At 62.3% G+C, this 21,013-nt stretch carries 21 protein-coding genes and 1 riboswitch; of the genes, 11 read left to right on the top strand and 10 right to left on the bottom strand.

All coding sequences use genetic code 11. From position 1 onward, the window contains the following. The first annotated feature begins 64 nt into the window (after positions 1 to 64). The gene (locus ACTG4J_RS00105; protein ID WP_439136404.1) at positions 65 to 898 is read left to right on the top strand and encodes an OmpA family protein; all 834 of its coding nucleotides are present in this window, start codon (positions 65 to 67) and stop codon (positions 896 to 898) included. A 10-nt stretch (positions 899 to 908) separates the two neighbouring features. Here ACTG4J_RS00105 and ACTG4J_RS00100 read toward each other — a convergent pair whose 3' ends face one another. Together ACTG4J_RS00100 and ACTG4J_RS00095 are read right to left on the bottom strand one after the other, a co-directional pair. Continuing rightward, entirely contained in the window at positions 909 to 1,814 is a 906-nt protein-coding gene (locus ACTG4J_RS00100) for a LysR family transcriptional regulator (RefSeq protein ID WP_439136402.1), read from the bottom strand. 171 nt (positions 1,815 to 1,985) lie between these two features. Further along, positions 1,986 to 2,807 carry a methyltransferase domain-containing protein gene (locus ACTG4J_RS00095; RefSeq protein WP_439136400.1) on the bottom strand — a complete coding sequence of 274 codons (822 nt, stop codon included), beginning with the start codon at positions 2,805 to 2,807 and terminating at the stop codon, positions 1,986 to 1,988. Positions 2,808 to 3,061: 254 nt separating this feature from the next. Here ACTG4J_RS00095 and mtgA point away from each other — a divergent pair, with 254 nt between their 5' ends. From mtgA to ACTG4J_RS00070, 5 genes are all read left to right on the top strand, one after another. After that, the gene (gene mtgA / locus ACTG4J_RS00090; RefSeq protein ID WP_439136398.1) at positions 3,062 to 3,706 is read left to right on the top strand and encodes a monofunctional biosynthetic peptidoglycan transglycosylase; all 645 of its coding nucleotides are present in this window, start codon (positions 3,062 to 3,064) and stop codon (positions 3,704 to 3,706) included. Positions 3,707 to 3,762: 56 nt separating this feature from the next. Further along, entirely contained in the window at positions 3,763 to 4,428 is a 666-nt protein-coding gene (gene fzlA / locus ACTG4J_RS00085) for an FtsZ-binding protein FzlA (protein ID WP_439136396.1), read from the top strand. Positions 4,429 to 4,481: 53 nt separating this feature from the next. Then, entirely contained in the window at positions 4,482 to 5,456 is a 975-nt protein-coding gene (gene queG, locus ACTG4J_RS00080) for a tRNA epoxyqueuosine(34) reductase QueG (protein ID WP_439136543.1), read from the top strand. Then, entirely contained in the window at positions 5,453 to 6,310 is an 858-nt protein-coding gene (locus ACTG4J_RS00075; RefSeq protein WP_439136394.1) for an SDR family oxidoreductase, read from the top strand. The genes queG and ACTG4J_RS00075 overlap by 4 nt, the downstream gene beginning before the upstream one ends. Positions 6,311 to 6,377: 67 nt before the next feature. Beyond that, positions 6,378 to 6,884: a L,D-transpeptidase family protein gene (locus tag ACTG4J_RS00070; RefSeq protein ID WP_439136392.1), complete on the top strand. Its 507-nt coding sequence runs from the start codon at positions 6,378 to 6,380 to the stop codon at positions 6,882 to 6,884. Between the two features lie 6 nt (positions 6,885 to 6,890). Here the strand turns inward: ACTG4J_RS00070 and ACTG4J_RS00065 are convergent, their stop codons facing one another. After that, positions 6,891 to 7,457 (bottom strand): CAP domain-containing protein, encoded by a 567-nt coding sequence (locus ACTG4J_RS00065; RefSeq protein WP_439136390.1) that lies wholly within the window; start codon positions 7,455 to 7,457, stop codon positions 6,891 to 6,893. A 175-nt stretch (positions 7,458 to 7,632) separates the two neighbouring features. Here ACTG4J_RS00065 and ACTG4J_RS00060 point away from each other — a divergent pair, with 175 nt between their 5' ends. Together ACTG4J_RS00060 and ACTG4J_RS00055 are read left to right on the top strand one after the other, a co-directional pair. Continuing rightward, positions 7,633 to 8,229, top strand: coding sequence for a L,D-transpeptidase (locus ACTG4J_RS00060; protein ID WP_439136388.1), 597 nt, complete (start codon positions 7,633 to 7,635; stop codon positions 8,227 to 8,229). Positions 8,230 to 8,377: 148 nt separating this feature from the next. Next, positions 8,378 to 8,563 (top strand): hypothetical protein, encoded by a 186-nt coding sequence (locus tag ACTG4J_RS00055; RefSeq protein WP_422240962.1) that lies wholly within the window; start codon positions 8,378 to 8,380, stop codon positions 8,561 to 8,563. Between the two features lie 58 nt (positions 8,564 to 8,621). Here the strand turns inward: ACTG4J_RS00055 and rlmN are convergent, their stop codons facing one another. Further along, positions 8,622 to 9,806, bottom strand: a complete 1,185-nt coding sequence (rlmN, locus tag ACTG4J_RS00050) for a 23S rRNA (adenine(2503)-C(2))-methyltransferase RlmN (protein ID WP_439136385.1) — start codon at positions 9,804 to 9,806, stop codon at positions 8,622 to 8,624. Positions 9,807 to 9,896: 90 nt separating this feature from the next. Next, on the bottom strand, positions 9,897 to 10,427 hold the full coding sequence (locus ACTG4J_RS00045; RefSeq protein WP_439136383.1) for an invasion associated locus B family protein: 531 nt from the start codon (positions 10,425 to 10,427) through the stop codon (positions 9,897 to 9,899). Positions 10,428 to 10,595: 168 nt separating this feature from the next. Here ACTG4J_RS00045 and ACTG4J_RS00040 point away from each other — a divergent pair, with 168 nt between their 5' ends. Beyond that, positions 10,596 to 11,600 (top strand): asparaginase, encoded by a 1,005-nt coding sequence (locus ACTG4J_RS00040; protein WP_439136381.1) that lies wholly within the window; start codon positions 10,596 to 10,598, stop codon positions 11,598 to 11,600. Here the strand turns inward: ACTG4J_RS00040 and ACTG4J_RS00035 are convergent. The 4 genes from ACTG4J_RS00035 to ACTG4J_RS00020 all read right to left on the bottom strand — a co-directional run bounded on the left by ACTG4J_RS00035 (position 11,581) and on the right by ACTG4J_RS00020 (position 17,637). Beyond that, the gene (locus ACTG4J_RS00035) at positions 11,581 to 13,398 is read right to left on the bottom strand and encodes an ATP-binding protein (protein ID WP_439136379.1); all 1,818 of its coding nucleotides are present in this window, start codon (positions 13,396 to 13,398) and stop codon (positions 11,581 to 11,583) included. The genes ACTG4J_RS00040 and ACTG4J_RS00035 overlap by 20 nt on opposite strands. A gap of 84 nt (positions 13,399 to 13,482) precedes the next feature. Further along, positions 13,483 to 14,658 carry an acetyl-CoA C-acyltransferase family protein gene (locus ACTG4J_RS00030; RefSeq protein ID WP_439136377.1) on the bottom strand — a complete coding sequence of 392 codons (1,176 nt, stop codon included), beginning with the start codon at positions 14,656 to 14,658 and terminating at the stop codon, positions 13,483 to 13,485. Positions 14,659 to 14,781: 123 nt separating this feature from the next. After that, positions 14,782 to 16,377, bottom strand: a complete 1,596-nt coding sequence (gene serA, locus ACTG4J_RS00025; protein ID WP_439136375.1) for a phosphoglycerate dehydrogenase — start codon at positions 16,375 to 16,377, stop codon at positions 14,782 to 14,784. Between the two features lie 105 nt (positions 16,378 to 16,482). After that, positions 16,483 to 17,637 carry a phosphoserine transaminase gene (locus ACTG4J_RS00020; protein ID WP_439136373.1) on the bottom strand — a complete coding sequence of 385 codons (1,155 nt, stop codon included), beginning with the start codon at positions 17,635 to 17,637 and terminating at the stop codon, positions 16,483 to 16,485. A 291-nt stretch (positions 17,638 to 17,928) separates the two neighbouring features. Between ACTG4J_RS00020 and ACTG4J_RS00015 the strand changes: the two genes are divergently transcribed. Beyond that, positions 17,929 to 18,363, top strand: a complete 435-nt coding sequence (locus ACTG4J_RS00015) for a MarR family winged helix-turn-helix transcriptional regulator (protein ID WP_439136371.1) — start codon at positions 17,929 to 17,931, stop codon at positions 18,361 to 18,363. On the opposite strand, the gene ACTG4J_RS00010 is transcribed toward ACTG4J_RS00015, so the two are convergent. Beyond that, positions 18,348 to 19,160, bottom strand: a complete 813-nt coding sequence (locus ACTG4J_RS00010; RefSeq protein ID WP_439136369.1) for an alpha/beta hydrolase — start codon at positions 19,158 to 19,160, stop codon at positions 18,348 to 18,350. The genes ACTG4J_RS00015 and ACTG4J_RS00010 overlap by 16 nt on opposite strands. A gap of 125 nt (positions 19,161 to 19,285) precedes the next feature. Next, positions 19,286 to 19,481, top strand: a riboswitch (cobalamin riboswitch). A 144-nt stretch (positions 19,482 to 19,625) separates the two neighbouring features. Between ACTG4J_RS00010 and ACTG4J_RS00005 the strand changes: the two genes are divergently transcribed. Continuing rightward, on the top strand, positions 19,626 to 21,013 hold a 1,388-nt coding region (locus ACTG4J_RS00005), incomplete at its 3' end, for a TonB-dependent receptor plug domain-containing protein (RefSeq protein WP_439136367.1).

Raw genomic sequence — 21,013 nt, 5'->3', positions numbered from 1 at the left:
CATCCTCTGCGCGCAACCCGTCGCCGCCTTGGATGTGGTTTGGCCGTCAGGCGCGACGCAAATCATGGCCCAAAGCGCAAACACCGCCGATTTCCACATCGCGACAGGCCCCGCCGATCGCGGTGGCGCACCACCGGTGCGCAATGTCTCGGGTGTTTTGTCGGAAGAGATTTGGCGATTGCCCGCTAACGGTGCGGACCCCGCGGCGATCATGTCATCGCTGCGCGCGCAGCTGATCGCCCAAGGTTACGCGGTCACCTTTGCCTGCGCCGATCGCGCTTGCGGCGGCTTCGATTTCCGTTTCGCCCTGCCTATCGCGCAAGCGCCCGAGATGTTCGTCGATCTGGGCAACTTTCACTATCTCGCGGCCCAGCGCGGCTTGGACGAGGCGGCCGAGGATATCGCACTGACCGTATCGGTCGGTGGCAATGCGGGATATGTGCATCTGGCGCGCATCGGGGGTGGCGACAACGCCCCTACCGCCTTGATCCCAAGCTTCACCGCGCCGCAAAGCGCCGATCTGAACGATCTGATCGCACGCCTGATCGCGACCGGGCATGTCGTGCTTGAGGATCTGACATTTGAAACCGGGGCATCGGCCCTGTCGGGCAATCGCTATGACAGCCTCGCGGCCTTGGCGGAATGGCTCGCTGGCGACAACGGGCGGCGGATCGCGCTCGTCGGCCACACAGATGCAGAGGGTGCGCTGGATCGCAACATCGCGCTGAGCGAGGCACGTGCCGCGGCGGTGCGCCAATCCTTGATCAATGATCACGGTGCCGCAGCCGATCAGATCAGCGCGGCAGGTGTCGGCTATCTGTCGCCGCGCGCCACAAACACAACGCCCGACGGTCGCGAAGCGAACCGCCGGGTCGAGGTGGTGCTGTTGGCACAGTAACCGGGCCGACTTACCAGTCGTTGGGGCCCTTGTCCCGGAAGGCGTCGACAAGGAAATCGATGAAAGCACGCACCTTGGGCTGGGTATAGCGACCGGGCGGGTAGATCGCATAGACCCCTTGGATATCGACCGGCAGATCGGGGATGACGTCTTCGACCAGACCCGCGCGAAGCGGCTCGGCGTAGAGAAAGCTTGGCAAAAAGGCGATGCCAAGCCCACCGACCGCCGCATTCAACAGCGATTGCCCATCATTCACCGTCAGCCAGCCACCGCTGCGAACCTGACGCTGTTCGCCCGAAGGCGCCATCAGCTTCCAAACATTTGCGTTTGAGCTGTTGGAGTAATGCAAAAGCTTGTGCTCGTTCAGATCGTCGATCTTTTCCGGACGTCCGTATTTCTCGAAGTAGGAGGGTGCCGCGATCATCCGGCGCTGGGTCTCGCAAATCTTGCGCGCGCGCAGGCTGCTATCCTCCAGCTCGCCCACCCGGATCGCCATGTCGAACCCTTCCGAGATCAACTCCACATAGCGGTTGTTAAGCACCATGTTCACGGTGACATCGGGAAAGCCATGCAGGAACCGGCCCAGAATGGGCGAGATGTGGTTGACCCCAAAATCGGTCGCGACCGATACGCGCAGCGTACCCGAAGGGGCCGACTGCATCGCGGTGACCAGCGCATCTGCTTCGCCTGCATCGTTGAGGACACGCCGCGCGCGGTCGTAATAGGCAAGCCCGATTTCGGTGGGGCTGACCCGGCGCGTGGTGCGGTTGAGCAGGCGCGCGCCTAACCGTGTTTCAAGGCTTGAGACATGCTTGGAGACGGCGGATTTCGAAATCCCCATCTTGCGTGCCGCATCCGTGAAACCACCTTGGTCAACGACCATGGCGAAGGCTTCCATTTCAGTCAGACGGTCCATTTTGAATTCCTGCTCGGGCTTATGCGTCCCCCTCGGTGTCGCCCGCAATTGCGGCATGATTGGGGAGTAGCGCGGGCCAAAGGCAGGTAATTACGCGGATCGTTCATGACCGCGGATCAATTTTCGTTCCTTCGCACTGGAACGCGGCAGGGCTGGTTTGGGGCGTTCAGATCAGGCGCGGCGGGCCAAGACGATCAGCCGATATTCATGGTTGCGCGCGAATACCGCGGCGCGGTCGGTATGCCGGCCCAGTTTGTTCAAGCTACGCCCCAACATCTTTTCCATCAGCCAAGCGCGCCACGGATATGCGCGCTTCAACTCCGCCCGGAAGCGTTGAACGAACGGGCCGACCTTTTCGTTCTTGAGGTATTCATGGATGACGAAAGTGGGCGTGATCGCATCGGTCATGTCCTCATCCGAAATGATGTCGAACACGCCTTGGCGCGCGATCTCATCGACAAAGGCCGCATGGGTGCCGCGCGTGCCATCATCATGGGCAAAGCCGGGGCGGCGGAAGTAGTCGAAGATCACCACACCCTTATCGGCCAGATCGCCCGCCTTGGATAAAGCTGTGACCAGATCGATATAGTGAAAGCTTTCGGCGAAAAGACAGATGTCACGCCGCTGAGAATGATCGAAATCCTCGAACATTGCATCCACGACAAGCGTGCCCTCAGGCAGCTTGGCGCGCGCCATCTCGTTCATCTGGTGCGAGGGCGAGACACAGGCAACCTCAAAACCACGCGCGATCAAGGCACGCGCATTCGACCCCGTCCCCGATCCGACATCGAGGATCGACCGCACCCCGCCCGGGACGGTTCCGATCGCCGCAACGAGCTTTTCGAAATAGGCCATCTGCGCCCGGCCCAGCGCCTCGGCGGTCAGTTCGCCGGGGGTGCCATCGGGGAAATAGCCGTAATGGGCGAACCCATGTCCGAACATCACTTCGGACATGAGAGCGGCAGCTTCGAGTTCGACGAATTTAATTTTCATGCGCACGCCATAGCCGAGCTTGCGACCCGCGCCAAGCGCCCACGCGCCACCTTGCGCACAAGCACCTTGGTTTCACCCACCCAGAAAGGATAGTCTTTCCGAAAAGAGCAGATACGCCCGAGGCGACATTGATCCGACGACCCGAAAGCGACAACGGCGCCGAGCCGCCGGTGACATCACGGCGCAAGCGCAAGAAGGCGGCCCAGCGCCCAACGTCGCGCTTGCGGCGCGCGGCCCTGCGGTTGCGCCGATGGATGGTGCGCGGCCTGGCCTTGGGGCTGGTGGTAATCATGGGCTGGATCATCGCCTATGGCTTTGTCCCCGTTCCAACCACCGCGCATATGATCGCTGAAAGCCGCCGCATGGGCGATGTCACCTATGATTGGGTGGGCATGTCAGACATTTCGGTGCACCTGCAACGCGCTGCCGTTGCCGCAGAGGATGCGAATTTCTGCCTTCATTGGGGGTTTGACATGGCCGCGATCCGCGACGCCATCGCCGCGGGTGCGACACGCGGCGGATCGACGATCAGCCAACAAACCGTCAAGAATGCCTTTCTGTGGCATGGGCGTAGCTGGCTGCGCAAAGCGATGGAGGCCACGATCACCCCCGTTGTCGAGCTGACCTGGCCCAAACGCCGCATATTGGAGGTCTATCTCAACATCGCCGAATTCGGGCCGAGCATTTTCGGCGCCGATGCGGCGGCGCAGCATCATTTCGGCGTGACCGCCGCCGATCTCACACCGCGCCAAGCGGCACTTTTGGCCGCGGTCTTGCCCAACCCGCGCGAACGTAACGCAGCCGCGCCCTCGGATACGCTCGACCGTCGGGCCAGATCGATCGCCGACGGCGCCGCAACGATCGCCGCAGATGGGCGCGATTCCTGCTTTGCGAATTGAAATCGGACAGGGTTTCGCGTCATAGAGAAGCAACCCAAAACGGATCGAGCAAAGCAATGGCGCGCCTCTACCATTTCGCCCTGTCTCCTTTCTGCCGAAAGGTCCGCCTTGTGCTGGCCGAAAAGCGGATCGAGGTCGAACTGATCGACGAGAAATATTGGGAACCCTCGACCGAGTTTCTGCGCCGGAACCCAGCCGGCAAGGTGCCGGTGCTGAAAATCGACGGCATGATGCTAACCGAGTCGAGCGCCATCTGCGAATATCTGGAAGAAACACGCCCCGAGCCGGCGCTGTTTCCCGCCGACCCCAAGGCGCGGGCCGAGGTGCGCCGCCTCATCAATTGGTTCGATGACAAGTTCCACCACGAGGTGACCGCCAATCTGGTCTATGAGCGCGTGAACAAAAAGATCATGCGCGCGGGCTATCCTGATGGCAAAGCGGTCAAGACCGGCGCGCAACAGATCAAGTATCACCTCGATTACATGGCATGGCTTCTCGATCACCGCCGCTGGTTGGCCGGTGATGCGATGACGATGGCCGATTTCACCGCCGCCGCGCATCTGTCCTGCCTCGACTATATCTCGGACGTGGATTGGAACCGCTCCGAGGTGGTCAAGGACTGGTATGCCAAGGTAAAGTCGCGCCCGGCCTTCCGGTCGATCCTTGCCGATCAGATCCCCGGCTTCATCCAGCCGCCTCACTACGCGAATCTCGACTTTTGAGCGATCTCAAACATGCCCTTTTGACCGAGGCCCGCGCGGCGGGCTTTGCCAAGATGGGCATCTGCCGCCCCGACGCGATCCCGCAGGCGGCGGCGCGCCTTGCGGCCTTTGTCGCCGACGGGCGGCACGGACAGATGGGGTGGATGGCCGAGCGCATGGGCTGGCGCGGCGATCCAACCGCGCTTTGGCCCGATGCGAAATCGGTCATCATGTTGGCCGAACCCTATACCCCCGATGATGACCCCTTGGCTGCGCTGGACCGCCACGACCGCGCCACGATCAGTGTCTATGCGCAGAACAGGGACTATCACGATCTGGTCAAGAAGCGGCTGAAACGGGTGGGCCGCTGGCTGCTCGACCAAGCGCCGGGGCACGAGATCAAGGTGTTCGTCGACACCGCCCCCGTGATGGAAAAGCCGCTGGCGCAGGCCGCCGGGCTGGGCTGGCAGGGCAAGCACACGAACCTTTTGTCGCGCGATCTGGGCAACTGGTTTTTTCTGGGCGCGATCTTCACAACCATCGCGCTGCCCCCCGACGCGCCCGAGGAGGAGCATTGCGGCAGCTGCACCGCCTGTCTCGATATCTGCCCCACGCGCGCTTTCCCCGCGCCTTTCCAACTCGATGCACGGCGCTGCATTTCCTACCTGACGATCGAGCATAAGGGGCCCGTCGACCCAGAACTGCGCCCGCTGATGGGCAACCGCATCTATGGTTGCGATGATTGTCTTGCCATCTGCCCGTGGAACAAATTCGCCCAAGCGGCAAGCGAGCATCGCTATGCCGCGCGCCCCGAACTGGTGTCGCCACCGCTTGCCGAACTGGCCATGCTCGACGATGCCGGTTTTCGCGCGATGTTCGCGGGTAGCCCGATCAAGCGCATCGGGCGCGACCGCTTCGTGCGCAACGTGCTATATGCCATCGGGAATTCGGGGCAGGCGCAGCTTGCGCAGGTTGCCCAAAGGCTTGTGAATGATCCCGACGAAGCGGTAGCGGACGCCGCGCGTTGGGCGGTCGAGAGGGTGCGATGAAGCTATTGATCTTCGGCTATGGCTACAGCGCCCGGTTCCTTTTGGCCGAAATGCACGCCGGGCCCGGCACCGTGCGCGTCACCACGCGCAGCCCCGAGAAGGCCGCACAGCTGATCGCAAAGGGGCTGACGGCCCGCGTCTTTCCCGGCACAGACATGGCCGCAGACATCGCGTGGGCAAGCCACATACTGATCACCGCTGGCCCCGAGGACGGGTACGACCCGGTGCTCGCCCATGTCCGCGATTCCATCGCCGCCCATGCCAAGCGGCTCGAATGGGTTGGGTATCTGTCCACCACCGGGGTTTACGGCGACCATGCCGGCGCTTGGGTGGATGAAACGACACCCCTCACCCCCTCGACTGAGCGGGGCCGCGCACGCGTAGCCGCCGAAGGTGAATGGATGGCGCTTTTACGCGACCATGGGCTGGCGTTGCATATCTTCCGGCTGGCGGGGATCTATGGGCCGGGCCGCGGGCCCTTCGAAAAGGTCCGCGATGGCACTGCGCGACGCATCATCAAGCAAGGACAGGTGTTTTCCCGCATCCATGTCGCCGATATCGCGCAGGTGTTGATCGCGTCGATGAACCGGCCCGATCCGGGCGCGATCTATAATCTATGCGATGACGACCCGGCCCCGCCACAAGATGTGATCGCGCATGCCGCCACGCTTTTGGGCCTGCCGCTACCGCCCGAGATGCCATTTGATCGCGCGAAACTGAGCCCGATGGCCGCCAGCTTCTATGCCGAATCAAAGCGCGTCGATAACCGCCGCATCAAGGCCGATCTGGGCGTGCGCCTGCGCTATCCCGATTACCGCGCAGGTCTGTCCGCACTCTTGGCGCAAGAGCAGTAAAAATCGCCTCTAAACAGGTTCAAGAAATTGCTCTAGAACAGCACGAAACAATGATAAGAGCAGCGTTATGGGCACCCTACTGAATCGGCGATCAACGCTATTACTTCTGCTTGCGGCGGGCGTGACGGCTGGCTGCGAACAGCCGAAATTCGCTAGTTATTCCGGCCCTGAAGTAACCCGGATCGAGGTGCATAAATCCACCCGCCGGATGTATCTGCTGCATCATGAGCAGGTCTTGCGCGGCTATGATGTCGAACTGGGCTTCGCCCCCGATGGTCACAAGGCCCAAGAAGGTGACGGCCGCACGCCGGAGGGGCGCTATTATATCGACCGCCGCAACCCCAACAGCGCCTTCTACCTGTCGATCGGCATCAGCTATCCCAATACCGCCGATCGCGCCCAAGCGGTCACGCGCGGTGTCGATCCGGGCGGCGATATCTTCATCCACGGCACGCCCCGTGCCTTTCGCCGAAAGCATGACTGGACGGCGGGCTGCATCGCTGTGACCGACCGTGAAATGCGTGAGATTTATGCCATGGTTCCCATGCGTACGGTGATCGACATCTTCCCCTGAAGGGCGCTATCCGGCGGGCACAGGGCCGGGCCCGGTCACGCCGCCGTCACCGGCGACCAGCGTCCACCAGATTTTGCCCGATGGTTCTTGAAAGAATGCAACGCCAAGGTCACGCGCCGACGCATCGACGATCACGGCGCGCGTATCGCTGCGCGCCATCCAGGCGGTAATCGTCTCAAGCTCTGATTCGTAAGTCTCGGAGATCGCCTCACCCAGAACGCGGCCGCGATAGCCCGCCCTGCGCGCCCGGTCGATCGGCGAAGACCCGTCCGAGCCGAAATGCCAAGGCCGGTTTTGAACCGCCATGTCGCGCGCATGCGTTGCCGCGGCGGCGATCAATTCCGCATTCAGCCGCAAGGCGGGCACACCGGCGGCCGCGCGCAGCGCATTCACACTGTCAAGCATGCGAAACTGGATTTCAGGGGTATCGGCGGGATCGATGCGATAGACCACCGGCGCGGCAGTCCGATCAGGCACGAGGGTGGTTTGCGCTGTCGGCACGATGACACATCCGGCCAAAACCAGCGCCAACATCGGCCATGCGAAAATGGAAAACCGGATAGGTATCATCATATCGCCCATGATTAACGAAAAACTCTTGTTAATCGGTTTACAACTCCACTCGGGACGCAATGCTGCGCCAGAACCACATGCGTTGCCAAATCGACGCAAGGTCACGCCACATTTCGCTGATTCGTGTTATCTTTCGCGCAAGAGGCCGTATAGGCCCAATCGACATGAGGCAGAGATGACCGATTTTGACCGGCCGCGCATGGGACGGCGCGCTGTGCTTGGCGGCGTGGCCAGCATCTTGGCAAGCCCCGCTTTTTCACAGGCCACACCGGGTTCGACAGAATTCGAAACCCGCATCGAACAAGGTGCACAGCGCAATATTTCAAGTTTTCGGGCGCTGGACTGGCGACCGTACTTCGCCGACACGAAAAATGGCGCGATCTTGGTCGATATCACATCGCGCGTGCTGCATTTCTGGAGCGCGGATCGCAGCGTCTACCGGCTGTATCCCACCTCGGTGCCGATGAGCGAAGACCTCACGCGGCGCGGCCGAACCGAGATTACACGAAAAGTTGAAGGCCCCTCGTGGAGCCCGACGCCCGCCATGCGGCAGCGCAACCCGGAATGGCCCGATTTCGTGCCGCCGGGGCCTGATAACCCCTTGGGTACCCACGCATTGCACCTGAGCTGGCAGTATTATCGCATCCACGGCACCCATGATACGCGAAAGATAGGGCGAAGATCGTCGAATGGATGTGTGGGCCTGTACAATCACCATATCGGCGAGCTCTACACGCTCACGCGGATCGGCACGCAGGTGTTGCTAATTTGACGACAACGCGCCAATCCTATGACACGTGGGATCGTGGGCACATTGCATTGCGACGTCTTTGCTGCTTATACAAATCGCACGAGGTACAGTCTTAGGTGCCCCGACCTTGCGCATGTCGCGTGAAACGGGGCGTATCTTGGAGGATACAATGAAGAAACTCGCTCTCGCTGCTGCTCTTTCGATGGTTGCCACTGGCGCTTTCGCGGGCGGCGTTGCTGGCTCGGCAGTCGCACCCGTCGTCATCGCAGAAGATACGTCTTCTTCGGCCGGCGGCATCCTGGTTCCGGTTTTGGCGCTCATCCTGATCGCCGCAGCCGTCGCCGCGAACGACTGATCCGATCGTCATCGACGTTCAGGAAAGGGCGGTCCGTTTTCGGGCCGCCTTTTTCATTTCAGCCATCAAGCCCGGCTTCGGCAGCGATCTCGGCGCGTGATTTGCGCGCGCGCTCGGTGGCCGATTTCAACTGACCACAAGCGGCCATGATATCCTCGCCGCGCGGTGTGCGAATGGGGCTGGCATAGCCGGCCTTGTAAACGATATCGGCGAAACGCTCGATCCGTTCCCAATCCGACCGCTGATACGGTGCGCCGGGCCACTCGTTGAAGGGGATGAGATTGATCTTGGCCGGAATCCCCGCGATCAGCTTGACCAGACGCCGCGCATCATCGTCGCTGTCGTTCACATCCTTAAGCATCACGTATTCAAAGGTGATTCGCTCCGAATTGCTGGCCTTGGGATAAGCCCGCAGCGCATCCAGCAATTCCGCGATGTTCCAGCGCTTGTTGATCGGCACAAGGCGGTCGCGCACCGCATCGGTGGTGGCGTGAAAGCTGATCGCCAGCATGCAGCCGATCTCATCGGCGGTGCGCGCGATCTCGGGCACCACGCCCGATGTCGACAGTGTGATCCGCCGACGCGACAGGGCAATCCCCTCGCCATCCATGGCGATCTTCATCGCATCGCGCACATTGTCGAAATTATAGAGCGGCTCGCCCATACCCATCAGCACGATATTGGAAATCAGCCTTGGCCGCTCGCCCATGCCCTCGCCGGGTTCGGGCCATTCGCCCAGATCGTCGCGCGCCATCATCACCTGACCGATGATCTCGCCTGCGGTCAGGTTGCGCACCAGTTTTTGTGTGCCGGTATGGCAGAACGAACAGGTCAGCGTGCAGCCGACTTGGCTGGAAATGCACAGCGTGCCGCGATCCACCTCGGGGATATAGACCACCTCGACCTCGTGGCCGCCCGCGATCCGCACCAGATACTTGCGCGTCCCATCGGCCGAGATATCGCGGCGCACCACCTCGGGCAATTCGATCACGAAATGCTGGGCCAGTTCCGCACGATAGCCCTTGGCCAGATTGGTCATCACCTCGAATTCGCGCGCGCCCCAGATATAGATCCATTGCCAGATCTGGCTGACCCGCATCTTGGCCTGTTTTTCCGGAGTACCCGCAGCGATCAGGGCCGCGCGCATGCCGTCGCGCGTCAGCCCGATCAGGTTGATCGGCCCCTCGGGCAGCTTGCGCGGAATGGTCAAAACATCCTGCGTGATGGGCGCAGAGGCGGACATAGGCGTATTCCTTTGTGGACCCGCGCCAAATACAGGCATTAGACGCCCCTGCAAAGGGATTTGCGGGCAGGCCAAACGCAGGACGCGGGTTTAGCCCGAACAGCGCGCCTCGGCATCCTCGACAGCGGCGGTGAAACCCATCAGCGAAAAAGTATCCTGCGTCTGGGTACCCCGGCTGGAACGCGCGGTCATGACCGCATCAGCGCCCCGCTTCATCGCCGTAATGATCCGCTGATCATCTTGTGGGGAAGCTGCCCATGCCATTTCAGCATCGGTGAACAACTCGAAGCTGGCATCACCGATCCGCATCGACACGGTAGAGCCATCGGCGAATGGATAGCCACCAGTGAACGAGACCTCACCCAGCCGCTCTTGCCCGGGCCAAAAGCTGACGAACATCAGGATCTCGCCGCGATTGACCGACACGACGCGCCCGTCGCGGGTGTTGACCGTTTCGCGTGGCATCGACACCACCCAGCATTGCGTGGGGTTGTCTTCGACGAAAACGGACCAATCCGTCTGCGCGCCGACGCGATTTGTAGACGTTTCTTGAGCCAAGGAGGGAACAGCCGCGATCGCCAGAACCGCCCCCGCCAGAATACCGACAAGCCTGTGTTTCATCTCTCTCAGAGCCTCCGCCCCATCTGCCTCTGGTCTGCGCCCGCTTTTTGGTTCACGTAAATGGGGGGCGGCATACCGTATCGTGTATGAACCTAAAGGAAACCGCGCCACAGAAAAAGCCCCGGCAGCGGAAAATCGCCGGGTCGTGAAGCAAAGAGAGGCAAGAACATGAGCGCAGAGCGGTTGGTCGAGGTTTGGCGCGGCGATTTTTGCGAAAGCCTCCATCACGGGCATGTCGCGGTCTGGCATGCCGATGCCGGTCTGATCTGGGGCTTGGGCGATGTTTCCGCTGCGATCTTGCCGCGCTCCTCCTCCAAGATGGTGCAGGCCTTGCCGCTGCTCGAAAGTGGCGCTGCCGATGCGTTCGGCCTGCGCGATGCGCATCTGGCGCTGGCTTGCGCGTCGCATCAGGGGGCGGCGGTGCATACCGAGATGGTCACGCGCTGGCTGGCCGATCTGGGCCTATCCGAGGCCGACCTACGTTGTGGTGTGCAATGGCCAAACGACACGCCTGCCCGCGACGATCTGATCTGTTCCAAATGCGGCCCCGACCAGCGCCACAACAATTGCTCGGGCAAACATTCGGGGTTCTTGACGCTGACCAAACACCTGCGGGCAGGCCCCGAATATGTCGACCCCGATCACCCGCTTCAGCGCGCCATCAAGGCCGCATGGGAAGATGTCACCGACGAGGCGACACCGGGTTATGGCATTGATGGCTGTTCTGCCCCGAATTTCGCCGCCAGCCTGTCGGGCTTTGCCCGCGCGCTGGCGATGTTCGCCGCCGCCAAGGACGGCGTCGATTCGCGCCAGAGCGCGATGGTGCGGCTGCGCAACGCGATGATGGCCCACCCCCATCTGGTCGCGGGCGAAGGGCGCGCCTGCACCAAGCTGATGCGCGTCATGGGCAACCGCGCCGCGATCAAGACCGGGGCCGAGGCGGTCTTTGCCGCGATCGTCCCCGAGCATCGGATCGGGGTGGCCCTCAAGATCGCCGATGGCAGCACCCGCGCGTCCGAGGCGGTGATCACCCAGATCCTTGGCGCGCTGGGCGTCATCGACCCGAAAGACCCCATCGCACAGGCCTATACCCATGGGCCGATCCGAAATTGGCGCGCGGTCGAAACCGGCCATTACCGCGTGACCGAGGCCGTCACCCGCTGGCGGCCTTGAGCCCCGCAACCACGCCGATATCCGGCGGCGCATAACGGCTGATCACGGCATGCAACTGCGTCTTGTCGAGCGGTTTGGTCAAACATTCATCAAACCCCGCGGCCAGAATCCGGGCGCGGTCACTCTCCATCGCATGCGCGGTCATCGCGATGATCGGCAAACGGGACAGACCTTGTTCGGCCTCATGGGCACGCACTGCGCGGGCCAAGGCCAGCCCGTCCATCTCCGGCATGGAAATATCGCTTAGGATCATATCGGGCCGTGCGTCGTGATAATGCGCAAGGCAAAGCGCGCCGTTCTCGACGACATCAAGCTCGAGAGCGACATCCTTGAGCATGGCGCGAAAGACCAGCTGGTTGGTCTTGTTGTCCTCTGCCGCCAGAACGTGGAATTCGCGCTTGGGCGGCAGCGCCAGCGCCACGGGTGGCGTGGGCGCAGGCAAGGCCGCGCGGTCCAGCCCGAAAAACAGCGACACGCCAAAAGACGATCCCACGCCCAAGGTCGAATCGAGCCAGATTTCACCCCCCATCAGCGCCACAAGCTGACGCGTGATGGCCAAGCCCAAGCCGGTGCCATCGAAGCGGCGGGTCGTCTGCGCCTCGACCTGATTGAACTCACCGAAGACATGGGCCTGCATCTCGGGCGCGATGCCGATGCCGGTATCGGCGACAACGATCCTGACCTGCAGCTTGTCGGCCTGCACCGGATCGGGCAGGCCGACCACATGCAACATGACCTGACCGGCTTCGGTGAATTTCACCGCATTGCCGATCAGGTTGGTCAAGATCTGTCGCACCCGCCCCGGATCACCGATCAGGCGCGGCGGCATGAAGATGTCGTAATCCAACACCAGCGACAGATCCTTCCCCTCCAGCCCGGGACGCATCAGGCGAAAGATTTCGTCGATCAGCGCCCGCAGGTCGAAGCTTTCGGCATGCAAGATCATCTTGCCCGCGTCGATCTTGGAATAGTCGAGAATGTCGTTGATGATCGCCAACAATGCCTCGCCCGAGTTCTGGATCGTCTCGGCATAAAGGCGCTGCTCGTCGGTCAGGTTCATCTCGCGCAACAGCCCGGCCATGGCGACCACACCATTCATCGGCGTTCGGATCTCGTGGCTCATATTGGCAAGAAAAGCGGATTTCGCCCGTGTCGCGGCCTCGGCCCGATCACGGGCGCGTTCAAGCTCACCCTCGCGGCGGATCGTGTCGGTGATATCCAGCGACAGGCTGACCATGTCGCCCTGTGGGGTGCACTTGTCGATCAGCCGCACATAGACGCCGTTGAACAGCCGAATATCGGCCTGGGCGATGCTTGCACCCTCCCAACGGGAAATCATCCGATCGACCCAATCATCGGCATCCTCACCCTGCAGATCGATCAGCCCCTCTTCGACGGCGATGCGCAAGATCGCCTCGTAGCTGGCGCCGGGGGCGACATCGACCACCCCGTCGAATGCGCCCATCCATGCCGGATTGGCGACGACCAACCGCCAATCACGGTCGAAAATGGCGAATCCATCCTCGACCGCGCTCAGCGCATCCCACAGGCGGCGCTCGGCGATCACGGCCTTTTCGGTCGCCACCTCGAGCGCGGCTTGCGTGCGGGTCGAACGCCCGATCAGGGCGGCATTCTCTTCGCGCTGGGCGATCACGGTATGCGACAGCGCATGGGCGTGTTCGGCCAGCTTCTTGTTGGCGGAATACAACTCCTCCGAGCGTTGGGCGAGAAGACGCTCGGCCTGTAGCCGGGCGCGGCGTTCGCGCGCCAACCGTTCATCGAACCCTCTGATACTCATGCCGCCGCGTGCCTAGATGCCGATAGGCGTCTTGTGGCAGCGCGGGCTGAAGAAGCGGTTAATTCAGACGCGGCAATGCGGCGATCACAGCCGTTCGATGGCCAGCGCGATGCCTTGGCCACCACCGATGCACATGGTGATCAGCGCGCGTTTTCCGCCGATCCGCTCCAACTCATAGAGCGCCTTGACGGTGATGATCGCGCCCGTCGCGCCCACCGGATGGCCCAGCGCGATGGCCCCGCCATTGGGGTTCACACGGGCGGGATCAAGGCCAAGCCCCTTGTTCACAGCCAAGGCTTGGGCGGCAAATGCCTCGTTCGACTCGATGACGTCGAAATCGGTGATCTTCAGCCCCGTGCGCGCCAACAGGTTCTCGACCGCAGGCACCGGGCCGATGCCCATCACCTCAGGCCGCACACCGGCATGGGCATAGCCCAAGACCCGCGCGCGGGGTTTCAGGCCGGCCTTTTCCGCCGCATCAGCGCGCGCCAGCACAAGGGCGGCGGCCCCATCATTGATGCCGCTGGCATTGCCCGCGGTGACGGTGCCATCCTTCTTGAACACCGTTTTCAACCCCCCCAGCGCATCGAGGCTGGTGGCCTTGGGATGTTCGTCGGTGACGAAGGGCACCTTTTCGCGCTTCACCATCACCTCGACCGGCACGATCTGGTCCGTGAAACGCCCCTCGGCAATCGCACGCGCGGCGCGGCTCTGGCTTTCCAGCGCAAAGGCGTCTTGCGCGTTTCGGCTGATGTCATGCTCGGCGGCGACATTTTCCGCCGTTACCCCCATATGCCCGGTGCCAAAGGGGCAGTGCAGCGCGCCGATCATCATATCCAGCGCGCGCACATCGCCCATCTTCTGCCCGAACCGCGCCGCAGGCAGGATATGCGGCCCGTTCGACATGCTTTCCGCCCCACCGGCGAGGCCGAAATCGGCATCCCCCATCGCAAGCGACTGGATCACTGAAACGATCGCCTGCGCCCCCGATCCGCACAGGCGGTTGACGTTCATCGCGGGCGTGGTGTCGGGAATGCCCGCCTCCATCGCCGCGATACGCGAAAGGTACATGTCGCGAGGTTCGGTGTTGATCACATGGCCAAAGACGACATGCCCGATCTGGCCGCCCGCAACGCCGGCCCGCTCCAGCGCGGCAGCAGCGGCGATTGCACCCAGCTTGGTGGGCGGCAGGGCAGCCAAGCTGCCCCCAAAGGTACCGATTGCCGTGCGCACGCCCGACAGGATGACGATTTCGTCCATCTGTTTCTCCCCCTCATGCCGGGCAGCACAAAGGGCGGCCAGCGAAAGACATCTTCGCCTTTTGTGGCGCAGAGTGGCCGCCCGCCGCAAGTCAATGCGACGGGCGGGCCTTTCAAGCGCGGATCAAACCGCGTCGAAGACCAGCGGGCGCACCTGTTGGAACACACCCGTGGCCCGCAGCGCGCCAAGCGCCTCGGGGGCGGGTGCCTCGTCCAGATACAGCAGCGCGATGGCATCCCCATCCCGGCCAGACCGGCCAAGGGTGAAGTTCGCGATATTCACCCCATGTTCGCCCAATGTGCGGCCCAAAGCGCCGATGACGCCCGGCACATCGCGGTTCGTAGTGTACAGCATATGCGCCCCGATCTCGGCATCGATATTGATACCCTTGATCTGGATGAAGCGCGGCTTGCCGTCCGAGAACACTGTGCCCGCGACGGACCGCGTGCGCTCATCGGTGACCACGACCAGGCGGATATAGCCGTCGAAGACGCCGGTCTTGTCTTGCGTCGTGGTCGAGATCTCGATCCCGCGATCCTTGGCGATGATCGGGGCCGAGACCATGTTCACATCGGGGTTCGTGGCCTTCATGATCCCCGCGATGGCCGCACAGTTCAGCGCCTTGAGGTTCATATCCTTGGCGATCCCGTTATAGACCACCTCGATCGACTGGATCGCCTCTTCGGTCAACTGGCCGACGAATGCGCCCAGATGCTCGGCCAGCTTCAGCCACGGGCCCATGATCCGCGCCTCTTCTGCGGTGACCGACGGCATGTTGAGCGCGTTCGAAACCGCCCCCGTCAGCAGGTAATCGGCCATCTGCTCGGCCACCTGCAGCGCCACGTTTTCCTGCGCCTCGGTGGTGGCGGCACCCAGATGCGGGGTCACCACGACATTGGGCAGGTTGAACAGCGGGTTTTCCGTCGCCGGTTCCTCGGCAAAGACGTCGAAAGCGGCACCGGCGACATGGCCCGATGTGATCAGCGCGGCCAAGGCCGCCTCATCGACCAGACCACCGCGCGCGCAATTGATGATCCGCACGCCCTTCTTGGTCTTGGCGAGGTTTTCCGCCGACAAGATATTGGCCGTCTTCTCGGTATAGGGGACATGCAGCGTGATGAAATCGGCGCGCGCCAAAAGCTCGTCCAACTCCACCTTCGTCACGCCGATCTGTTTGGCGCGTTCCTCGGACAGGAAGGGGTCATAGGCCACGACTTTCATCTTCAAGCCCAAGGCCCGCGCGCAGACGATCGCGCCGATATTGCCAGCGCCGATCACGCCCAATGTCTTGCCGGTCAACTCCACACCCATGAAGCGCGACTTTTCCCACTTGCCATCATGGGTCGAGGCATTGGCCTCGGGGATTTGGCGCGCAACTGCGAACATCATCGCAATGGCATGTTCGGCGGTGGTGATCGAATTGCCAAAGGGCGTGTTCATCACGATGATGCCCTTTTTCGACGCTTCGGGAATGTCGACATTGTCGACCCCGATACCCGCGCGCCCGATCACCTTGAGGTTGGTGGCCGCAGCGATGATCTTTTCGGTGACCTTGCTGGCCGAGCGAATGGCAAGACCATCGTAGTCACCGATAACGGCGAGCAGCTTGTCCTTATCCTTGCCGATGGAGGGGTCGAAAGTGACGTCGATCCCACGATCTTTGAAAATCTGAACGGCGGCGTCCGACAGGCTGTCGGAAATGAGAACTTTGGGGGCCATGGTTTTGGTCCTTTGTTTTGGAAACGGGGCGTGTGCCGGGCTGAAGCCCGGCCTACGGCGAAATGTTGGGACAGGTGGTAGGCCGGGCTTCAGCCCGGCACACCGTCAGGCGGCCTTTGCCAGCGCCGCGATCTCGGTCTGGAAGGCCCAGTCAAGCCACGGCAGCATCGCCACCACATCGGCGGTCTCGACCGTGGCACCGCACCAGATGCGCAAGCCGGGGGGTGCATCGCGATAAGCGCCGATATCCAGCGCCACACCCTCGCCCTCCAGCCGCTTGGCGATTGCCTTTGCAAAGGCCGCCCCATCGGTGATGCGCGGATCGGTGAATTTCAGACACACGCTGGTGTTCGACCGTGTCGCCGGATCGACGGCCAGATTGTCGATCCAATCGCGCGCGGCACAGAAATCGAAAATGGCTTTGGCATTGGCATCGGCCCGCGCCATCAGCGCCGGCAGCCCACCGATGGATTGGCCCCAATCCAGCGCGACAAGGTAATCCTCGACCGCCAGCATCGAGGGGGTATTGATCGTCTCGCCCACGAAGATGCCTTCGATCAGCTTGCCGCCCTTGGTCATGCGGAAGATCTTGGGCATCGGCCATGGCGGGGTGTAGCTTTCCAGCCGCGCGACAGCGCGTGGGGACAAGATCAGCATACCATGCGCGGCCTCGCCACCCATCACCTTTTGCCAGCTGAATGTGGTGACATCGAGCTTGTCCCACGGCAAATCCTGCGCGAAGGCGGCGCTGGTCGCGTCACAGATGGTCAGCCCCGCGCGATCCGCCGGGATCGCGTCGCCGTTGGGAAGGCGCACGCCGGAGGTGGTGCCGTTCCACGTAAAGACGACATCGGTGTCGAAATCGACCTGCGCGAAATCGACGATATGACCGTAATCGGCCTTGCAGATGGTGGCGTCGAGCTTGAGTTGCTTCACCGCATCGGAAACCCAGCCTTCGCCGAAGCTTTCCCATGCGATCATGGTGCAGGGCCGCGCACCCAAAAGTGACCACATCGCCATTTCGACGGCGCCGGTGTCCGATGCCGGCACGATGCCGATTCGGTAATCGGCCGGCACACCCAGAATGGCGCGTGTCTGTTCGATCGCGGCCTTGAGCTTGCCCTTGCCCACAGCGGCGCGGTGCGAGCGGCCAAGAGCTGCATCAGCCAGCTTGTCGAGCGTGAATGTCGGGGGTTTGGCACAGGGGCCAGAAGAAAAACGCGGGTTTGCCGGCCGCGTCGCCGGAGCAGTCAGTGCCATGATGTGATACCCTCACAGATATGTGCCCCTCGTTGGGGAGGGGTGTCCCACCGCTGCAGATACGGCCAGCACCCGTCCTGCACAAGCCGGAAACTGATGCTGGAGCGTCGTATTCACGCTTTCACATATCTCAAGGTTGCCGATCGGAAACCGCCTTTGGCTCCCGTCCTCACAGGGGATTACACCCAACTGTCTAGCTGACCTGACAAATTGCTTGCCGAATGCAATGAGTCCGCATTAAACTTAAACGCGAGCGCATCAAGCGACACTCTACTCAGGATTGGACGGCGCGTGAGAGACCAAGCACAGACCCTTCCCTTTGATCTGACGGATTTCTTGCCGTTCCAGATGTCGGTGATCGCCGGCCGTGCCTTCCATCAGATCATGGAAAGCGCGGGCATGCAGGTGCCAGAATGGCGGATCATGATGGCGCTGCCGCGCCATCAGCCCTGTTCCAGCCATGATCTCTGCATCTTGACCGCGATGGATGCCGCCCGCGTCAGCCGCGCCCAGCGGCGACTCGAAGATCTCGACATGATCTCGGTGGTCCGTGACACCGCCGACCGCCGCCGCCTTGTCGTCCAACTGAGCGACAAGGGCACGGCCGAGGTTGCACGGCTGAAGTTCGTCGCCCGCGAGATCGAGACCGCGCTGCTTTACGAGTTGGGGCCCGAGGACCGCTCGAACCTCAAGACCGCGATCGGCGGGCTTTACGAAAAGCTCTGATCCAACAATGCGCGGGTCAGCACCCCCGCGGGGTCGGCCAGCGCGTCGATGACATCGAAATGATGCTTGCCCGCAAGGTGCATCACGCGGCTGTCAGCCCCTAGACCCCGCCAGATATTCGCTAATAGATCGTTTTGCCTAAGGAATTCAGGCCGTTCGATGCCGCCCACGGCACAGGTCAGCCGCAGCCCGTCAAGCGGCGACTGCAATGCCGGGCTTTCGGCCAGCACCTCGGCCGAATCAAGGCGCAGCGTCGCGTTCATCTGGGTGCGTAGAAGCGGACGTAAATCATGCACCCCAGAGACCGAAACGATATGGTCGATTCGCGCGGCGACAGCGGCGGGCAGCACGCCCCTACAACCCATGCGTGTGACAAGATGCCCCCCGGCGGAATGCCCGGTCAGCCGGATGGGGCCAGGGACAGTGGCCGCGGCAAGGGTGACAGCCTGCGCCACCTCGGCCGTGATCGCGGCAATGCGCGCTTCGGGGGCGAGTGTATAGCTGACCATCGCCACGCTTTGCCCCCGCGCCAATGGCCCGGCAGCAAGAAAGCCGAATTCCTCGGGCGAGAAGCGCATCCAATAGCCGCCATGCACAATCACCGTTAGACCCTGCGAAGCGGTTTTGGGTCGATAAAGATCAATGGTTTGGCGCGCACCGCTCCCATAGTGCAACCGCTCGGGCGGGGATGCGGCCCGCAAGGCAGCGGTGCGCATGGGCCACTCGCGCAAGAATTCCTCGGCCCCCGGAATATGGGCGGCATTGGCATAAGCATCGTCCCAATCGGTGATCGGCATGGCGTTTCCTCCGGTTCCGAGAGCAGCAAGCCCCAAGCCGATAGCGGATGCAACGGGGGATGGCGGAATTCGCGATCAGCCCATGACAGGTCGCCTCTGGGCTTGCCTTGGGCGGCGAACCGCCGCTATCAAGGGGGTGCTTCGGTCCGGGTGATACAACCATCCGGTGAAAAGGGAACGCGGTGAGACTCCGCGACTGCCCCCGCAACTGTAAGCGGCGAGCGTGACCGGCATATGCCACTGGGGCCCAATTGCCCCGGGAAGGCCCGGCCCACGCGATGACCCGCGAGTCAGGAGACCTGCCGGAGTGATCACCCTGTCCGGGCGCGGTGGGCGCTATGGGCAACGGACCCTTCCGTCGTGGTGACACCTCCACCGTTCGCGGGGGGTCACATGGCGTGCATCCCCCAAGAACATCTGTGACCACAACAGGGCCGCGTTCCGGCCCGCATCGGGGGACCGATCATGAGATACCTATCCGCCGCGCTGGCACCAGCGCTGCTTTTTCCCGCCATTGCACCGGCGCAATCCGTTTTCGATCTGGGCGAGATCGTGTTTTCGGCGGGTTTCGGTGAAACCACTCTTGAAGAAACCGGCGCGACCGTTTCAGTCGTCACGCGCGAGGAACTCGAAGCCTCGGGCGAGACCCGCGTGATCGACTATATCGCCCGCCTTCCGGGGGTCGATGTGCGCGCCCGAGGCCCCATCGGTTCGCTCACCTCCGTCAGCATTCGCGGCGCGGGTCAAAACTATGTCCGGGTGCTGGTCGATGGGATCGATGTGTCGGATGTGTCTGGCCCGCAAAGCGCCTTTGACTTCGGCAGCCTCACGACCGCCGATGTCGCGCGCATCGAGTTACTGCGCGGCGGCCAATCGGCTGTCTATGGCTCGGAGGCGATCGGCGGTGTCATAAGCATCACCACGCGGCGCGCCGAAGATGAGGGCGTCAGCCAATTCGTCGATGTCGAGGCCGGTAGCTATGAAACCTTCCGTGGTTCTTACGGCGTAGCCGCCGATCTGGGCGCGTTGGATTATGCTTTCACCATCACGCGCACCCAGACCGAAGGCTTCTCGGCCGCCGACGAAAACCCCGGCAATACCGAAGCGGACGGATTCCAATCGAACCGCCTCAGCTTTGCGCTCGGCTATGATCTGGCGAATGGCGGCAAGATCGGACTGAGCGGTTTCATCGAGGATGCCCGCCTCGAGTTCGACGAGCAATTCCCCGTCAGCGATGGCAGCCCGGATGAGGTGTCGTTCAACGACGCGCGCGGGCTGCGTGCCTATCTGGATTTGCCCACCGGCACGATCGACAGCACATTTGCCGCCACCTACTATGAGATCGAGCGAGATGTCAGGGGGTCAAACATTAGAGACTTTGGCACCGGCCCCACCCTTAATCTCGCCAACAATCTCTACAAAGGCGAACGGATCGGCCTGAGCTATTTGGGCCGGACCGATATTTCCGCCACGGCACAGCTGCGCTTTGGTCTGGATATCGAGCGCGAGGATTTCTCACAATCAGGCGATTTCGGCCCTGGGTCCGGCAATATGGATACCCGCGGCATCTTCGGCGAGGTGGCATGGACGCCCGCGCCCGGCCTCGATATCGCAACGACGCTGCGCTACGACGACCACTCGCAATTCGGTGGCCTGACCTCGGGGCGGATCGCGGCATCTTGGCGGCCCAACGCGGATTGGATCATCCGCAGCGCAGCCGCGCAAAGCTATCGCGCGCCGTCGCTTTATGAGCTTTATGGCCCATTCGGCACACCCACTTTGACACCCGAGGAAAGCCGCTCACTCGATCTGGGTTTTGAACGCCGCATCGGCGAAGATGCGTTCCTACGCGC

Origin of the sequence: Roseicyclus sp. (assembly GCF_965662675.1) — a bacterium.
GTDB lineage: Bacteria > Pseudomonadota > Alphaproteobacteria > Rhodobacterales > Rhodobacteraceae > Roseicyclus.
The sequence above is the reverse complement of the archived record's forward strand: the minus strand, read 5'-3'. Positions and strand labels throughout refer to the sequence as shown.

Coding starts and splice junctions, on each gene's coding strand:
- ACTG4J_RS00105 (WP_439136404.1), top strand. CDS start 65: ATGGCCCAAAGCGCAAACACCGCCGATTTCCACATCGCGACAGGCCCC.
- ACTG4J_RS00100 (WP_439136402.1), bottom strand. CDS start 1,814: ATGGACCGTCTGACTGAAATGGAAGCCTTCGCCATGGTCGTTGACCAA.
- ACTG4J_RS00095 (WP_439136400.1), bottom strand. CDS start 2,807: ATGAAAATTAAATTCGTCGAACTCGAAGCTGCCGCTCTCATGTCCGAA.
- mtgA (WP_439136398.1), top strand. CDS start 3,062: ATGGTGCGCGGCCTGGCCTTGGGGCTGGTGGTAATCATGGGCTGGATC.
- fzlA (WP_439136396.1), top strand. CDS start 3,763: ATGGCGCGCCTCTACCATTTCGCCCTGTCTCCTTTCTGCCGAAAGGTC.
- queG (WP_439136543.1), top strand. CDS start 4,482: ATGGGCATCTGCCGCCCCGACGCGATCCCGCAGGCGGCGGCGCGCCTT.
- ACTG4J_RS00075 (WP_439136394.1), top strand. CDS start 5,453: ATGAAGCTATTGATCTTCGGCTATGGCTACAGCGCCCGGTTCCTTTTG.
- ACTG4J_RS00070 (WP_439136392.1), top strand. CDS start 6,378: ATGGGCACCCTACTGAATCGGCGATCAACGCTATTACTTCTGCTTGCG.
- ACTG4J_RS00065 (WP_439136390.1), bottom strand. CDS start 7,457: ATGATGATACCTATCCGGTTTTCCATTTTCGCATGGCCGATGTTGGCG.
- ACTG4J_RS00060 (WP_439136388.1), top strand. CDS start 7,633: ATGACCGATTTTGACCGGCCGCGCATGGGACGGCGCGCTGTGCTTGGC.
- ACTG4J_RS00055 (WP_422240962.1), top strand. CDS start 8,378: ATGAAGAAACTCGCTCTCGCTGCTGCTCTTTCGATGGTTGCCACTGGC.
- rlmN (WP_439136385.1), bottom strand. CDS start 9,806: ATGTCCGCCTCTGCGCCCATCACGCAGGATGTTTTGACCATTCCGCGC.
- ACTG4J_RS00045 (WP_439136383.1), bottom strand. CDS start 10,427: ATGAAACACAGGCTTGTCGGTATTCTGGCGGGGGCGGTTCTGGCGATC.
- ACTG4J_RS00040 (WP_439136381.1), top strand. CDS start 10,596: ATGAGCGCAGAGCGGTTGGTCGAGGTTTGGCGCGGCGATTTTTGCGAA.
- ACTG4J_RS00035 (WP_439136379.1), bottom strand. CDS start 13,398: ATGAGTATCAGAGGGTTCGATGAACGGTTGGCGCGCGAACGCCGCGCC.
- ACTG4J_RS00030 (WP_439136377.1), bottom strand. CDS start 14,658: ATGGACGAAATCGTCATCCTGTCGGGCGTGCGCACGGCAATCGGTACC.
- serA (WP_439136375.1), bottom strand. CDS start 16,377: ATGGCCCCCAAAGTTCTCATTTCCGACAGCCTGTCGGACGCCGCCGTT.
- ACTG4J_RS00020 (WP_439136373.1), bottom strand. CDS start 17,637: ATGGCACTGACTGCTCCGGCGACGCGGCCGGCAAACCCGCGTTTTTCT.
- ACTG4J_RS00010 (WP_439136369.1), bottom strand. CDS start 19,160: ATGCCGATCACCGATTGGGACGATGCTTATGCCAATGCCGCCCATATT.